At 61.1% G+C, this 16,111-nt stretch carries 12 protein-coding genes; all 12 read right to left on the bottom strand.

The window, feature by feature from the left end; translation table 11 throughout:
* Positions 1-88: 88 nt before the first annotated feature.
* Complete coding sequence (locus ACM6I7_RS26210; RefSeq protein WP_414889546.1) at positions 89-1,105, bottom strand: class I SAM-dependent rRNA methyltransferase; 1,017 nt, start codon at positions 1,103-1,105, stop codon at positions 89-91.
* A gap of 149 nt (positions 1,106-1,254) precedes the next feature.
* A complete protein-coding gene (locus ACM6I7_RS26205) occupies positions 1,255-2,127 on the bottom strand; it encodes an oxygenase MpaB family protein (protein WP_414889545.1) in 873 nt (290 codons plus the stop codon).
* A gap of 51 nt (positions 2,128-2,178) precedes the next feature.
* The gene (gene acs / locus ACM6I7_RS26200) at positions 2,179-4,116 is read right to left on the bottom strand and encodes an acetate--CoA ligase (protein WP_098965651.1); all 1,938 of its coding nucleotides are present in this window, start codon (positions 4,114-4,116) and stop codon (positions 2,179-2,181) included.
* 213 nt (positions 4,117-4,329) lie between these two features.
* Entirely contained in the window at positions 4,330-5,994 is a 1,665-nt protein-coding gene (gene pgi / locus ACM6I7_RS26195) for a glucose-6-phosphate isomerase (RefSeq protein ID WP_027614102.1), read from the bottom strand.
* 230 nt (positions 5,995-6,224) lie between these two features.
* Entirely contained in the window at positions 6,225-6,605 is a 381-nt protein-coding gene (gene panD, locus ACM6I7_RS26190; RefSeq protein WP_007963888.1) for an aspartate 1-decarboxylase, read from the bottom strand.
* Positions 6,606-6,804: 199 nt separating this feature from the next.
* Positions 6,805-7,665, bottom strand: a complete 861-nt coding sequence (gene panC / locus ACM6I7_RS26185) for a pantoate--beta-alanine ligase (RefSeq protein ID WP_097089210.1) — start codon at positions 7,663-7,665, stop codon at positions 6,805-6,807.
* A complete protein-coding gene (panB, locus tag ACM6I7_RS26180; RefSeq protein WP_414889544.1) occupies positions 7,662-8,462 on the bottom strand; it encodes a 3-methyl-2-oxobutanoate hydroxymethyltransferase in 801 nt (266 codons plus the stop codon). The genes panC and panB overlap by 4 nt, the downstream gene beginning before the upstream one ends.
* A 397-nt stretch (positions 8,463-8,859) precedes the next feature.
* Positions 8,860-9,345 (bottom strand): 2-amino-4-hydroxy-6-hydroxymethyldihydropteridine diphosphokinase, encoded by a 486-nt coding sequence (folK, locus tag ACM6I7_RS26175; protein WP_414889543.1) that lies wholly within the window; start codon positions 9,343-9,345, stop codon positions 8,860-8,862.
* Positions 9,346-9,348: 3 nt separating this feature from the next.
* Positions 9,349-10,749, bottom strand: coding sequence for a polynucleotide adenylyltransferase PcnB (locus ACM6I7_RS26170; protein WP_103367310.1), 1,401 nt, complete (start codon positions 10,747-10,749; stop codon positions 9,349-9,351).
* Positions 10,750-11,473: 724 nt separating this feature from the next.
* Positions 11,474-12,910 carry a sigma-54-dependent transcriptional regulator gene (locus tag ACM6I7_RS26165; RefSeq protein WP_103367311.1) on the bottom strand — a complete coding sequence of 479 codons (1,437 nt, stop codon included), beginning with the start codon at positions 12,908-12,910 and terminating at the stop codon, positions 11,474-11,476.
* Between the two features lie 22 nt (positions 12,911-12,932).
* Positions 12,933-15,887 carry a sensor histidine kinase gene (locus ACM6I7_RS26160; protein ID WP_027614096.1) on the bottom strand — a complete coding sequence of 985 codons (2,955 nt, stop codon included), beginning with the start codon at positions 15,885-15,887 and terminating at the stop codon, positions 12,933-12,935.
* Positions 15,871-16,047, bottom strand: coding sequence for a hypothetical protein (locus ACM6I7_RS26155; protein ID WP_003176118.1), 177 nt, complete (start codon positions 16,045-16,047; stop codon positions 15,871-15,873). Before ACM6I7_RS26155 ends, ACM6I7_RS26160 begins: the two co-directional genes overlap by 17 nt.
* Between the last annotated feature and the right edge of the window lie 64 nt (positions 16,048-16,111).

Below are 16,111 nucleotides of genomic sequence, written 5' to 3'. Positions count from 1 at the left end.
CTATCAGTCACCCTGTCTGGTGGCTGATACACCGCTTTCGCGAGCAGGCTCGCTCCCACAGTGGGCAGCTGTCAGCCACAGAGGAGGGTTACAACTGCAGGATCAGGGTTTTCAGCGGTGGCTGTTGATCCAGCGACGGGAAGTCCGCGCCCGGAGTCAACACGCTCCATTCGCGGACCGGTCGCCCGGCCTTCTCTGCACAACGCAGGACCTGTTCGCGCCAGTCGTCCATGCTGACTTTTGCCAGGTTGTTGCAGCAGATCAGCACGCCGTTGTCAGCGGTGGTCAGCAGCGCCGGCTTGAGCAGGCTCTGATAGTCGCGCAGCAGGTCGACGGTGCCGAAGGCGCTCTTGGCCCAAGCGGGCGGGTCGAGCAGCACCAGATCGTATTGACGCTGGTCGAGTCGCTGATAGCTCGGCAGTTTCTGCCCGCGCCGCTGGCTGATCGGCAGGCCGGCGAGCTGACGGATCGCCGGGAAGTAATCGGACTGGATGAATTGCATCTCGGGCAATTGCGGGTTGAGCAGACCGTTTTCCCGGCCGACCGCCAGATTGCCCTCGGCGAAATCCAAATTGCACACCTCGCGCGCACCGCCGGCAGCGGCACTCAGGCCGACGCCACAGGTGTAGGCAAACAGGTTGAGCACGCTTTTGCCCTTGGCGTGATCCTTGACCCAGCCACGGGTGTTGCGCAGGTCGAGAAACAGCAGCGGATCCTGCCCGGCATGCCGCCCGCGCACGCGATAGTTCAGGCCCCATTCGTGACCGACCAGATCCGCCAGCGCGGCGGCGTCAGCTTTGTAGACGCTGTCTTCGCGGTCGATCCGCGAGTTGCCCCGGGAGCGGTCGTTGTAGACCAGCAGCGTTTCAAAGCCCAGGGTCTGATTGACCATGGCGTGCAGTTGCAGCAGGTCGTCACGCTCCAGCGTCTGGTGAAAACTTTGCACCAGCAATTGCGGACCGTAGCGGTCGACGGTCAGGCCACCGGCGCCTTCCTGGCTGCCATGAAACAGCCGATAGCAATCGGTGCCCTGGCTGTGCAGCTCAGCGAGCAGATTCTGGCGTTTATCGAGAGCGGCGCGCAGCGCCTGATTCAAGGAAGACATGCGTGCGCCTTGCTGATGAGAATGGGGGCGCGGGAGTTTAGCAGCTTGGCGGGCAATCGAGTTGCGCCCTTCGCGAGCAGGCTCGCTCCCACACAGGATCTATGCTGCAAATCAAATCTCCTGTGGGAGCGAGCCTGCTCGCGAAGCTTTTAGGTCAGCAGTCCCATTCGGCGTTTGGCGCGCTGCACCGAACCGTTGCGCATCGCCCAGCGCAGCATCGGCGCGCTGCGCTTCACGCTGGCTCGGATCAGCTGGCGTTGCAGCGGACTCTGCCGTATGCCGAACATGGCGCTGGCCCAGTCCGGCAGCAGGTCGATGCCGGCCTTCATCATCAGGTCGCCAAACGGACGGGCCAGCACGCTCGGTGCCGGGGCGTCGAGCAGCAGGCGCAGGACTTCGCGGCTGCGGTCATCACAGAGCAGTTGCGGGCGCATGCGTTGCAGATAGTCGGCCACGGCCTGCCGCGATTTCGGCACATTCCGCGCACCCAGACGCTCGGCGACCACGGCGATTTCCGCGTAGTAACGATCCTGATCCGTCCCCGACAATTGCGGGTTGCGGTAACGCAAATGCGCCGCGAGAAAGTGACTGACCTCGGCCACATGCACCCAGGTCAGCAGGTCCGGATCGCTGGCCGAGTAAGGCCGGCCATCCGGCGCAGTGCCGACCACTTGCAGGTGAATGGTGCGCACTTTGTCGATCAGCCATTCGGCGTCGCGGCGCGAGCCGAAGGTGGTGCCGGAGACAAACTGACTGGTGCGGCGCAAACGACCGAGCATGTCCTGACGAAAATTCGAATGATCCCAGACCCCGGCCAGCGCCAGCGGATGCAGGGCTTGCAACAACAACGCGCTGATGCCGCCAATCAGCATGCTGCTGAAGTCGCCATGCACTTGCCAACTGACCGAGTCCGGCCCGAACAGCCCGGGATCGCCCTTGGGATTTTCCAGATCGAGCTGACCGAGGGACAAACCGGTCAGGCTCATGAGTTGGTTTTCGATACGGCTGCGGATGAATTCCATGACAACTCATTGGTGGTGGACGGGCGCGGCCGGGTGACCGCGCCACGGACGTTACTGATTCAGGCGCTTATCGATCAAGCCCTGTACCACGCTCGGATCGGCCAGGGTCGACGTGTCGCCAAGGCTGTCGAGCTCATTGCAGGCAATCTTGCGCAAGATGCGCCGCATGATCTTGCCTGAACGGGTTTTCGGCAAGGCCGGCGCCCACTGGATCAGGTCCGGTTTGGCGAAGCTGCCGATTTCCTTGCTGACGTGGGCCAGCAGTTCCTTCTTCAGCTCGTCGCTCGGCTCGACGCCGTTCATGGGGGTGACGAAGGCGTAGATGCCCTGGCCTTTGACATCGTGCGGGTAACCGACCACGGCGGCTTCGGCGATGCTGTCGTGCAGCACCAGCGCGCTTTCCACTTCGGCGGTGCCGATGCGGTGGCCGGAGACGTTGATCACGTCGTCGATGCGCCCGGTAATCCAGTAATCGCCGTCCTCGTCGCGGCGTGCGCCGTCACCGGTGAAGTAATAGCCGGGGTAGGGTTTGAAATAGGTGTCGACCATTCTTTGCGGATCGCCGTAGACGCTGCGGATCTGCGCCGGCCAACTGGATTTGATCGCCAGCACGCCGCTGCCGGCGCCTTTGATTTCCTTGCCGTGCTCGTCGAGCAGCACCGGTTGCACGCCGAACATCGGCTGCGTGGCGCAACCCGGCTTGATGCGTTGCGCACTGACCAGCGGGCTGAGCATGATGCCGCCGGTTTCGGTCTGCCACCAGGTATCGACAATCGGGCAGCGCTGCTCGCCGACCACGTTGAAATACCATTCCCACGCTTCCGGGTTGATTGGCTCACCGACACTGCCGAGTAATCTGAGACTTTGGCGCGACGTTTCCTGCAACGGCCCGGCGCCTTCGCGCATCAACGCGCGCAGGGCGGTCGGTGCGGTGTAGAAGATGTTCACTTTGTGTTTGTCGATCACCTGCCAAAAGCGCGAGGTGCTCGGATAACTTGGCACGCCTTCGAAGATCAGCGTGGTCGCGCCGTTGGCCAGCGGGCCGTAGACGATGTAGCTGTGGCCGGTAACCCAACCGACGTCGGCGGTGCACCAGAACACTTCGCCATCGCGGTAATCGAGCACGTATTTGAAGGTCATCGCCGCTTGCAGCAGGTAGCCGCCAGTGGTGTGCAGCACGCCCTTGGGTTTGCCGGTGCTGCCGGAGGTATAAAGGATGAACAGCGGATCCTCGGCGTCCATTGGCTCCGGTGGACAGTCATCGCTGACGTCACGCACGGCCTGGTGATACCAGAGGTCACGGCCTTCGACCCAATCGACTTTGCCTTGGCTGCGCTCGACTACGACGACGGTGCTGACGTCCGGACAACTTTGCAGGGCCTTGTCGACGTTGTGCTTGAGCGGCACGAACTTGCCGCCGCGTACGCCTTCATCGGCGGTGATCACGGTGCGGCAGTCGGCATCGAGGATGCGGTCGCGCAAGGAGTCCGGGGAAAAACCACCGAACACCACCGAATGAATCGCGCCGATCCGCGCGCAGGCGAGCATGGCGTAGGCCGCCTCGGGGATCATCGGCATGTAGATGCACACCCGATCGCCTTTTTTCACCCCACGGCTTTTCAGCACATTGGCCAGGCGGCAGACGTGATGGTGGAGTTTTTTGTAGGTGATCTGCGCTGATTCGGCCGGGTCGTCGCCTTCCCAGAGGATCGCAGTCTGCTCGCCGCGCTGGGCGAGGTGACGGTCGATGCAGTTGTAACTGACGTTCAGTTGGCCGCCGGCAAACCAGGACGCTTCACCGGTTTTCAGGTCGTAACGCTGAACGGTCTGCCACGGTGTGCTCCAGTCGAGGAAGCGGGTGGCCTGTTCGGCCCAGAAGGCGCTGGGGTGTTCAATGGATTCGCGGTACAGACGCTTATAGTCGTCCTGACTCAACTGCGCAGCCCGGCGGACGGCATCGGCTTTGGGGAACGTGCTGATATCGAACATGACGGTTCCTTATTCTTGTTGTGCGACAGGAATAAAGATGCGCCGAGCGGCCCGGAGGTTCAAGTCATCCCTAAAACAACTGTGGGAGCGAGCCTGCTCGCGAATGCGGTGTATCAGTCACAAAGATGCTGAATGACACACCGAATTCGCGAGCAGGCTCGCTCCCACATTGGAAATGGGTTGCCCACAGGAATTGTGGGCAACCCATTCACATCACCCGCGGTGACGACCGCGGAAGTAGTTGATCAGGCCCTGGGTGGAGGCATCGTCAGCAACGGTTTCATCGCTGCCGACCAGACGGTTGTAAACGCCTTTGCCCAATTCCTTGCCCAGTTCCACGCCCCACTGGTCGAAGGCGTTGATGCCCCAGACCACGCTCTGCACGAACACTTTGTGCTCATACATGGCGACCAGCGCGCCAAGACGACGCGGGCTGATGCGCTCGACCACAATGGTGTTGCTCGGACGGTTGCCCGGGATCACCTTGTGCGGTGCGAGTTTGTGCACCTGCTCTTCGCTCATGCCTTTTTCGCGCAGTTCGGCTTCGGCTTCCGGCAGGGTCTTGCCGAGCATCAGCGCCTGGCTTTGCGACAGGCAGTTGGCGTACAGCCACTGATGGTGATCGGAGACCGGGTTGAAGCTGACGATCGGCACGATGAAATCAGCCGGGATCAGTTGGGTGCCCTGGTGCAGCAACTGGTGATAAGCGTGCTGACCGTTGCAGCCGACGCCGCCCCAGATCACCGGGCCGGTATCGGTCGACACCGAGGTGCCGTCCTGACGCACGCTCTTGCCGTTGGATTCCATGTCCAGCTGTTGCAAGTGCTTGGTGATGTTACGCAGGTAGTGGTCGTACGGCAGGATCGCGTGGCTTTGCGCACCCCAGAAGTTACCGTACCAGACGCCGAGCAGGGCCAGCAGCACCGGCATGTTCTGTTCGAACGGTGCGCTCTGGAAATGCTGGTCCATGGTGTAGGCACCGGACAGCAGTTCCTTGAAGTTGGACATGCCGATGGCCAAAGCAATCGGCAGACCGATGGCCGACCACAGCGAGTAACGACCGCCGACCCAATCCCACATCGGGAAGATGTTTTCTTCACGGATGCCGAACGCAACGGCCGCAGCGTTGTTGCTCGATACCGCGATGAAGTGGCGATACAGCTCGGCTTCCGAACCACCCTGAGCCAGATACCAGGCGCGGGCGGCCTGCGCGTTCTTCAGGGTTTCGAGGGTGTTGAAGGATTTCGACGAAACAATGAACAGTGTGGTTTCGGCGCGCAACTTTTGCGTCAGTTCGTGGAACTCACTGCCGTCGATGTTCGCCAGGTAGTGGCAACGCACGCCTTTCTGCGCGTAGGACAACAGCGCTTCGGAGACCAGCTCCGGGCCGAGGAACGAGCCACCGATGCCGATGTTGACCACGTCAGTGATCGGCTTCTCGGTGTAACCACGCCACAGGCCGTCGTGGATGCGGCCGACCAGATCCGTGATCTGGTTCAGCACCTTGTGCACTTCCGGCATCACGTTGACGCCGTTGACCGACAGCTTGTCGCCGACCGGACGGCGCAGGGCGGTGTGCAGCGCCGGGCGGCCTTCGGAGGCGTTGACGATTTCGCCGTCGAACAGCGCTTTGATCGCGCCTTTCAGATCGACTTCATTGGCCAGACCCACCAGCAGGTTGCGGGTTTCGGCGTTGATCAGGTTCTTCGAATAATCGAGAAACAGTCCGCAGCTGCTGAGCGTGAATTGATTGAAGCGCTGCGGATCGGCGTTGAAGGCTTCGCGCATGCTGAAATCCTGCATGGCTTGGCGGTGATCTTTCAACGCTTGCCAGGCAGGCAGAGCGGTAACGTCATGAGGAGTGCGGTAGTACGCCATCGCTGCGGTTTTCCTTTTTACTTGAACGGCCTTTTGAACACAGAACAGACCGATACGCCATGTTTGGGCGAGGGTCAAATGCGTCGACACGATTTTTCAACGCAGGGCGAATACAGTAAACCTCGCGCTGCGATCTGTCTTGACTTCTTCTGACCTGTTCCCTGTACTTTTTTAACATCAATACCGGGAACGGGCCGACCAACGGAAGGGGAGTGGCGTCTCGAAGCGGCTCAGGCCACCTGAACCGGTATGGCGTTGCTGGTGTGGCTGAGCTCGTTGCCCGGGGCCATGTACAGCATGCGCGGTTTGAAATTGACCAGTTCCGCTTCGCTGTAATGGGCGTAGGCGCAAATGATCACGCGGTCGCCGACCTTGGCTTTATGCGCGGCTGCGCCGTTCACCGAAATCATCCGGGAACCTTCTTCGCCACGAATCGCGTAGGTGGTGAAGCGCTCGCCGTTGTCGACGTTGTAAATCTGGATCTGCTCGTACTCACGGATGCCGGACAAGTCCAGCCACTCGCCATCAATGGCGCAGGAACCTTCGTAATCGAGTACCGCATGAGTGACTTCGGCGCGGTGCAGCTTGGCCTTGAGCATGATGGCGTGCATGAGGGATTTCCCGGGTTGGAAGCAAACGGCGGGCAGTGTGCCCGAAGGCTTTGGGGGCGGCAATATGGTCTGTGTGGACACCAGAAACCCCTGTGGGAGCGGGCTTGCTCGCGAATGCCGTGTGTCAGTCAACCTATCGGCTGAATGATGCACCGCATTCGCGAGCAAGCCCGCTCCCACAGGGGTATTGCGCTGTTTTTTAAGTCGGGCTATCGAGGTTCAGGTGCAGGTTGTCGATCAACCGCGTGGTGCCGAGGAACGCGGCCACCAGAATCACCAGATCGCGGTCTTCAGCCGTCGCCGGACGCAAGGTCAGGGCGTGGCGAATTTCCAGGTAATCCGGACGCAGGCCGGCGGCCTCCAGCTGTTGCACCTGGGCTGCGATCAGCGCCGGGTAGTCACGCTCACCGTGCTTGATCGACTCGGCAATCGTGCTCAGGGTGCGATAGACCACCGGGGCCACCGCACGTTGGTCTTCGCTGAGGAAGCCGTTGCGCGACGACAGCGCCAGGCCATCGGCCGCACGCACGGTGGGTTCGCCGATGATCTGAATCGGCATGTTCAGGTCATGCACCAGCGCGCGGATCACCGCCAGTTGCTGGAAGTCTTTCTGGCCGAAGATCGCCAGATCCGGCTGGACCATGTTGAACAGCTTGCTGACCACCGTCGCCACACCTTCGAAGTGCCCCGGACGGCTGGCGCCGCACAGGCCTTCGGACAGTTGCGGAACGCTGACCCGGGTCTGCCCGGCCATGCCGTCGGGGTACATCTCTTCGACGGTCGGGGCGAACAGCAAGTGGCAGCCGGCTTGCAGCAGCTTTTCCTGATCCGCCGCCAGGGTGCGCGGGTACTTGTCGAGGTCTTCGCCGGCGCCGAACTGCAGCGGGTTGACGAAAATGCTCGCGACCACGAAATCCACGCGCTGAGTGGCTTTGGTGATCAGCGCGATATGGCCGCTGTGCAGGTTGCCCATGGTCGGCACGAAGCCGATGCGCTTGCCTTCACTGCGGGCGCGCGCCACGGCGGCGCGCAGTTCGCGTACGGTTTTAACGGTGTTCATGCAGAGAATCCGTGTTCGATCCCAGGGAAAGTAACGCCTTTGACTTCGTTGACGTAGGCTTTAAGTGCGGACTGGATGCTGTCCTGACCCTGCATGAAGTTCTTGACGAATTTCGGCACGCGGCCGGTGATCGACAGGCCGAGCATGTCGTGCAGCACCAGCACCTGGCCGTCGGTATCGCTACCGGCGCCGATGCCGATGACCGGAATCTTCACCGCCTGGCTGATTTCCGCAGCCAGCTCGCTCGGCACGCATTCGAGCAGCAGCATCGAAGCACCGGCCTGTTCCAGCGAGATCGCGTCGGCACGCATCTGCCGCGCCTGGTTCTCGTTGCGGCCCTGCACTTTATAGCCACCAAGAATGTTCACCGCTTGTGGAGTCAGGCCCATGTGCGCGCAGACCGGCACACCGCGCTCGGCCAGCAGGCGGATCGACTCCGCCAGCCACAGCGCACCCTCGACCTTGACCATGTGCGCACCGGCCTGCATCAGCATGGCGCTGTTGGTCATGGTTTGTTCGAGGGTGGCGTTGGCCATGAACGGCAGGTCAGCCAGGATCAGGGCGTCGGTGTTGCCGCGTTTGACGCAGGCGGTGTGGTAGGCCATTTCTGCGATGGTCACCGGCAAGGTGCTGTCGTGCCCTTGCAGAACCATGCCGAGGGAGTCGCCCACCAGCAGCACTTCGACACCGGCCTCGTTGCAGGCGTGGGCGAAGGTCGCGTCATAGCAGGTCAGCATGGTGATCTTTTCACCTTTCTGCTTGAGGCTCTGGAGCGTGGTCAGGGTGATGGCTGGCATGTAAAAAATCCTCGTTCAGGCGCTCTGGAAACTACTGCGAGTAACGCGCGTGATTCTTCGTCTACTCAGGCGCACGCTCTTTTGTCGTGCTTATAAGGCCTGGATTGCGCCCGTATGTGCCGGGTTGGCGGCAGCGGGACGCCTATAGTCGTGAGGAGCCAAGCGGAAGTCAATTGCGTGTGTTACCGCATTGTTACGAGGGGAGTGTTACCGGCGTTACTGATGCGATTCAGCGGCGCGGCGGGGCTGATTGGCGGGTTTTTTGTCCGACAAAATCCAGCGTATGCAATAAACCAATGTGGGAGCGAGCCTGCTCGCGAAGGCGACGGATCAGTCAACGCAGTGTTGAATGACACACCGCTTTCGCGAGCAGGCTCGCTCCCACAGGGGATTGTAATCAATCTGTCGGGAGGCGTTCGAGGCCTACGAAGGGGCAGGCGGCGAGCAGATCGGACAGCGCGCGGCCATCGGCCAGGCGCAGATCCTCGGGAGCCAGTTCGGCCAGGGGATAGAGCACGAACGCCCGTTCTTGAATCTGATAATGCGGGACTTTCAGGCGTGGCTCGTCGATCAGGCGATCGCCGAACAACAGGATGTCCAGATCAAGCGTGCGCGGGCCCCAGCGTTCGAGGCGTTCGCGGCCCTGGTCGTTCTCGATGGCTTGCAGCGCATCGAGCAAATCGAGCGGCGCGAGATCACTGTCGAGGGCGGCGACCGCGTTGGTGTAACGCGGTTGTCCCGGCAGCAGTGAATCGCTTTGATAGAACGCCGAAACACCAGCAAGGGAAGTCTGCGGCAAATGCCCCAGCGCGTTGAGCGCGCTGCGCAATTGTTCGGCCGGGTCAGCGAGGTTGCTGCCCAGGCCGATATAGATGCGTTCCATGCCTTATTCGCCCGACGCGCTCGGAGCTCCGGCGCGCTTGCGCTTGGAACCGCTGCTGCGGCGACGTTTGCGCGGCGCGCCGCTGCCGTCATCGCCCTTGCCGCTGAGTTCGCGAATCATCTCGCGACGCTCGCTGTCGTTGGCGTCCTGATAATCCGTCCACCATTCGCCCAAGCCATCGGTCTGCTCGCCAGCGCTTTCACGCAACAGCAGGAAGTCGTAACCGGCGCGGAAACGTGGATTGTCCAGCAGCAGGTCGGCGCGTTTGCCGCTGCGGCGTGGCAGGCGTTCCTGCATGTCCCAGATCTCGCGGATCGGCATGGTGAAGCGCTTTGGAATGGCGATGCGCTGGCACTGCTCGGCGATCAGCTCGTGCGCACCTTCCTGCATCGCCGGAATCGGCGGCATGCCACGCTCTTGCAGACGCAACACGCGGGCCGGCAGGGCAGGCCAGAGCAGGGCGGCAAACAGGAATGCCGGGGTTACCGGCTTGTTCTGCTTGATGCGCAGGTCGGTGTTGGTCAGCGCTTCGCTGATCAGCGTGTGGGTGTATTCCGGGTTGTGCTCCAGTGCGTCGGCACTGGCCGGGAACAACGGGGCAAACAGCTGCAGATCGACCAGCATCTCGAACGTGATCGCGCCATGGCCGGAGAGGAACAGCTTGAGCACTTCCTCGAACAGGCGGGCCGACGGGATCTCGCGCAGCATCGGCGCCAGTTCGCGGATCGGTTGCACAGTGTGTTTTTCGATGCCGAAATTCAGCTTGGCGGCGAAACGCACGGCACGCAGCATGCGCACCGGGTCTTCCTGGTAACGCTGCTTCGGATCGCCGATCAGGCGGATCAGGTGATTGCGGATGTCGTGTACGCCGTTGGCGTAATCGAGAATGCGCTCGCTGACCGGATCGTAATACAAGGCGTTGATGGTGAAGTCGCGGCGTTGCGCGTCTTCTTCCAGGGTGCCGTAGACGTTGTCGCGCAGAATCCGCCCGCTCTCGTTGCGCGAAGACTGGTTGCTGTCCTCGTCGTCTTCATTGACCGGGTGATTGGCGCGGAAGGTCGCGACTTCGATGATTTCGCGACCGAAATGGATATGCACCAGTTTGAAGCGGCGACCGATGATCCGCGCATTGCGGAATTCGGCACGGACTTGCTCGGGGGTGGCGCTGGTGGCGACGTCGAAGTCCTTGGGCGTGATGCCCAACAGCATGTCACGCACGCAACCACCGACCAGATAGGCCTGGTAGCCGGCGCCCTGCAAGCGTTCGACGATATTGACCGCATAGCGGCTGAATTGCCCCTTCTGCAGCGAATGTTGGCCGCTGTTGAGCACTTCAGGGGTGCTGCGGATGTGTTGCGTACGACGCACGGGAGTTCGGAATGACTGGAACAGCTTCTTCAGCATGGGATGCACTGTTTGAAGGAATGTTCGGCCATACCAAAGAATGACCGCATGATGGGCGCAGATTCTAGCATTTAGTCGGGGGATGGTGTAGGACGCAGCGGATTTGCGCTGTAAGTCGCAGGCTAAAGGCTTTGGGCGCGGTTTTTTGCGGGGGGGGAAGAAACTACAAGGGGAGCCGAAGCTCCCCCAGAAGTAGTTGCGTGCTCTTTTTATTATTGATTCGGGCTTCTTGTTTTTGTTGAGTGCCCTCGCCATGAAGCTTTTCCTTCATGACCCTCCCAATCGGGAGCCAAGAGCAAACGGATTGCTTTGGTCGCTGTGTTGCAGTGATCTTGCGATCCAACCAGTACAGGCTCTGTCTTAGGACAGTTTTTGTTGTTCTCGGCCTGGTCGTGGGGCTAGCCCCAAATACAACGCCTCTCCAAAAGAATCAGTTAGCTGCGCCTCTCGCCGTCTTGTTTTTATTGTGCGTGAGTCGATTCGTCTTATTTTTATTGTCTTGTGCATTGCTTGTTATTGTTCTTGTACCAAACATATAGCAGGTGCCGTGCCAACTTTTGCGAAGCCCAATAAAACAAGGGGTTAGGTCGATATAACGGTTTTCTCGGGGCGAAAAAAAGCCGGGGTTTCGTTACCGATAGCCCCGGCTTCTGTTACGTGAAAGGACTGAGGTAACAGTTTTTTCACATCTTCAAGCGTTACGCGCACACTCGACAGGTAACGTTCAGCTCTCGCTGGCGACCCCGGTCTTGCGCCGTGGAATGCCCAGGCGCTGACGGCGTTCCCACAGGCACTTGCGGCTGACGCCCAGTTTGCGCGCCAGCTCGGTCTCGGTCATGTGGTCCTGATGCTCAAGAACGAAGTGCTGGAAGTAATCTTCCAGCGACAGGTCTTCCGTCGGCTCATGGCTGCTGTTGCTGGTGTTACCTGCGGTTTGCGCAGGCAAGCCGATGAACTCGTCGTCTTCCAGATCGCTCAACTCGATGTCGATGCCCAGCAGGTCGGCAGAGATTTCCGGGCTTTCGCTCAGAATCACCGCGCGCTCCACCGCGTTTTCCAGCTCGCGCACGTTACCCGGCCAGGAATAGTGCCGGATGGCCTGTTCGGCATCGGCGGCAAATTTCAGGTCGGTACGGTTGATGCGCGCACTCTGGCGAGCGAGGAACGCCGTGGCGATTTCGTTGACGTCGGCGCCACGTTCACGCAGGGCTGGCAATTTCAGGGCAATCACGTGCAGGCGGTAATACAGGTCTTCACGGAACTGGCCGATTTTCGCCAGGCTCTTGAGGTCACGGTGGGTCGCGGCGATCAAACGCACATCGACCTTTTGCGACTGCACCGACCCCACGCGGCGAATCTCGCCTTCCTGCAGCACGCGCAGCAGACGGGCCTGGGCTTCGAGCGGCAGTTCGCCGATCTCGTCGAGGAACAGCGTGCCGCCGTCCGCCGCTTCCACCAGACCGGCGCGACCGGCGCTGGCGCCAGTGAACGCGCCTTTTTCGTGGCCGAACAGTTCGGACTCGATCAGGCTTTCCGGAATGGCAGCGCAGTTCACCGAAATCATCGGTGCCTTGGCACGCTTGGACAGGTTATGCAGGGCGCGGGCCACCAGCTCTTTACCGGTGCCGGACTCGCCCTGGATCAGGACATTGGAATCGGTCGGCGCAACTTTGCGGATCTTGCTGTACAGATCCTGCATCGGCGGGCACGAACCGATGATGCCGATCTCGCCGTTGCTGTTGTCGACAGACGACTTGCCGCTGCCATTGGCTGCTTTGCCGGCAGGCACTTCGCCGGCGGCAGGCGTCGACTGGTGATCACGCAGGATCCGCGCGACCGCCTGAAGCATTTCATCGTGATCGAAAGGCTTGGCGATGTAGTCCACCGCGCCCATCTTCATCGAGTCGACCGCCGAGCGCAGGCTGGCGTAGCTGGTCATGATCAGCACCGGTTTGCCCTGGCCAAGCTTGATCAGCTCTGTGCCGGGGGCGCCAGGCAGGCGCAGGTCGCTGACGATCAGATCGAATGTGGGAATACTGAAGCGTTCTTGTGCTTCCTGCACAGAACCGGCTTCGCTGACCTGATACTGGTTGCGTTCCAGCAGGCGGCGCAAGGCGGAGCGGATAATGGTTTCGTCTTCGACGATCAAAATGTGCGGCATTGATTCGATACTCTCGACGGTCTCAGTTCACAGCGGACGTCGCTTCGACATGACGCGGTAAGGTCACCCGGATACGGGTGCCGCGCTGGCTTTGTACATCAGCCGGGCTGTCGATGGTGATTTGTCCATAATGCTCTTCAACGATGGAATAGACCAGTGCAAGGCCCAGACCGGTACCTTCACCCGGATCCTTGGTGGTGAAGAAAGGTTCGAACAATCGGTCCATGATGTTCTGCGGAATACCACTGCCTTCGTCTTCGACGATCAGATCGACCGTGTGTTCGCCGGCTTCACTCTTGACCCGTACGGCACTGTGCGGCGGCGAGGCGTCGCGGGCATTGGAGAGCAGATTGATCAGCACCTGGGCGAGGCGCTGCGGATCGCCTTCGACCCAGTGATCGGGGTCGCACAGGTTGTAGAACTGCACTTCGAAGTTGCGCCGGTTCAGCGCCAGCAGGCCAATTGCATCCTGCGCGACTTCGGCCAGACAGACGGGCTCGTCGCTGTGCTGGTGGCTGCCGGCGTGGGCGAAGCTCATCAGCGACTGCACAATGCGCGACACGCGCTTGGTCTGTTCGAGAATCTGCCCGCTGATTTCCGTCAGCTCGCCATCTTCTTCGCGCTCTTCGCGCAGGTTCTGCGCCAGACACGCAATACCCGTGATCGGGTTGCCGATTTCATGAGCCACACCCGCCGCCAGTCGGCCGATGCTCGCCAGACGTTCCGAGTGCACCAGTTTGTCTTCGAGCATCTGCGTTTCGGTCAGGTCTTCCACCAGCAGCACCAGTCCGCTGTTGCCCGGGGCCAACGGTTCATCGATCGCCGCTTTGTGCAGATTGAGCCAGCGGGTCTGGCCGTCGAGGGCCAGGTGCTGTTTATGCAAATGCTCGTCGGGCAGGTTGATGAAGCCTTGCAGCAACTGCTTCCACGGATTGGCGATGGTGCTCAGGCGCGAGCCGACCACGCGTTGCGCGGCGATGCCGGTAAGTTCTTCCATGGCCTTGTTCCACATCAGGATTTCTTGATCCTTGGCCAGCGAGCAGACGCCCATTGGCAGCTCCTGCAGGGTCTGGCGGTGATAGCGGCGCAAGGCGTCGAGCTCGGCGGCCAGCCCGGTGAGGCGCGAGTGGTAATCCTCAAGGCGGCTTTCGATGAAGTGGATGTCTTCGGTCACATAGTTTTCGCCGCCGGCCTTGTACGGCAGGAAGGTTTCGACCATGTCCTGCGCCACGCTCGGGCCCATCAGGCCTGAGAGGTTGGCTTCGATCCGGTCGCGCAAGCGGCGCAAGGCATAAGGACGGCGTTCGTCGAACGGCAGATAGAGGTCGCGCAGGGCCTGTTCGACTTCTTTCTGCGCGGCTTTGGCGCCCAAGGGTTTGGCCAGTTGCGTGGCGAATTCCTGGGGCGAGGCGGCGTGCAGTTCGCGACGTTGCGGACGGCGCACGTTATCCACTGCGCAGGCTTCGGCGGCGCTGGCCTCTTCGGGGCTGGCGTTGGTGAACAGCGAGATCAGCGTGAACATCAATACGTTGGCTGCCAGCGAGGCGATGGCCGCCATGTGCCAACTGGTGTCGTCCAGTACGTAAATCATGTTCAACAGGGGGATGTAGAAACCCTGCAGGTTGCCGACCAGCGGCAACAGCATGGTCACCACCCACACCAGAATCCCCGCCAGCAGGCCGGCGATAAAGCCGCGACGGTTGGCGGTCGGCCAGTACAGCACCGAGAGCACGCCGGGCAGGAACTGCAAGGTGGCGACGAAGGCGACGATGCCGAGGTTGGCCAGATCCTGCCCGGCGCCGAGCATCAGGTAAAAGCAGAAGCCAGCCATGATGATCGCGACGATCAGCGCCCGGCGGGTCCACTTCAGCCAGCGGTAGATATTGCCTTCGGCCGGCGGCTGATAGAGCGGCAGCACCAGATGGTTCAGGGCCATGCCCGACAGCGCCAGGGTGGTGACGATGATCAAGCCACTGGCCGCCGATAATCCGCCGACGTACGCCAGCAAGGCCAGCGGTTTGCTGTTGGCGGCAATGCCGATGCCGAGGGTGAAGTATTCCGGGTCAGTGGTGGCGCCGAGCTTCAGGCCGGCCCAGAGAATCAACGGCACCGCCAGACTCATCAGCAACAGGAACAGCGGCAGGCCCCAACTGGCACTGACCAGCGAGCGCGGATTGAGGTTTTCGGTGAAGGTCATGTGGTACATGTGCGGCATCACGATCGCCGAGGCGAAGAACACCAGCAACAGCGTGCGCCACGGCCCTTCCTGCAGCGGCGTGTGCAGCGCGGCGAGGGCGGTCTGGTTTTGCAGCAGCCACAGTTCAAGCTGTTGCGGGCCGTCGAACACGCCGTACAGCGCATAGAGGCCGACGCCGCCGAGGGCTATCAGTTTGATCACCGATTCGAAGGCAATCGCGAACACCAGCCCTTCGTGTTTCTCGCGGGTGGCGATATGCCGGGAGCCGAAAAAGATCGTGAACAGAATGATCAGCGCACAGAACGCCAGCGCGACGCGGCTCTGGATCGGCTCGCCGGTGAGGATGCCGATGGAATCGGCCACCGCCTGAATCTGCAATGCCAGCAGCGGCAGTACGCCGATCAGCATGAAGATCGTGGTCAGCGCGCCGGCCCAGGTGCTGCGGAAGCGGAAGGCGAACAGGTCCGCCAGCGACGACAGTTGATAGGTGCGGGTGATTTTCAGGATCGGATACAGCAGCACCGGTGCCAGCAGAAACGCGCCGGACACCCCGAGATAACTGGAGAGAAAACCGTAGCCGTACTGATAGGCCAGGCCCACGGTGCCGTAAAACGCCCAGGCACTGGCATAGACCCCCAGCGACAGGGTGTAGGTCAGCGGGTGGCGAATGATCGCTCGCGGGATCATGCCCCGTTCGCTGATCCAGGCGACGCCGAACAGCACCGTCAGGTACGCGGCGCTGACCAGGATCATCTGGGTCAGGCTAAAGCTCATCGGCATCTTTTTGGCTCTGCAGGATGAAGGTCACGACAATCAGGATCAACCAGAGCAGATACGGCCGATACCAGGCGCCCGTGGCGTCGATCCACCAATCCATGATGGCTGGCGAAAACAGATAGATTCCCACGACCAGAAGCAGGACCAAGCGATAGATGTACATCCCGGCCTCTCTTTTTTATGCGCGTGCCCGAAAACGTGCGGCGATGGTAACGGATGGGCGCGCC

Source organism: Pseudomonas sp. IT-93MI4 (assembly GCF_949767635.1).
GTDB classification, from domain to species: Bacteria; Pseudomonadota; Gammaproteobacteria; order Pseudomonadales; family Pseudomonadaceae; genus Aquipseudomonas; species Aquipseudomonas putida_A.
This window is presented reverse-complemented; position numbering and strand designations above follow the sequence as displayed.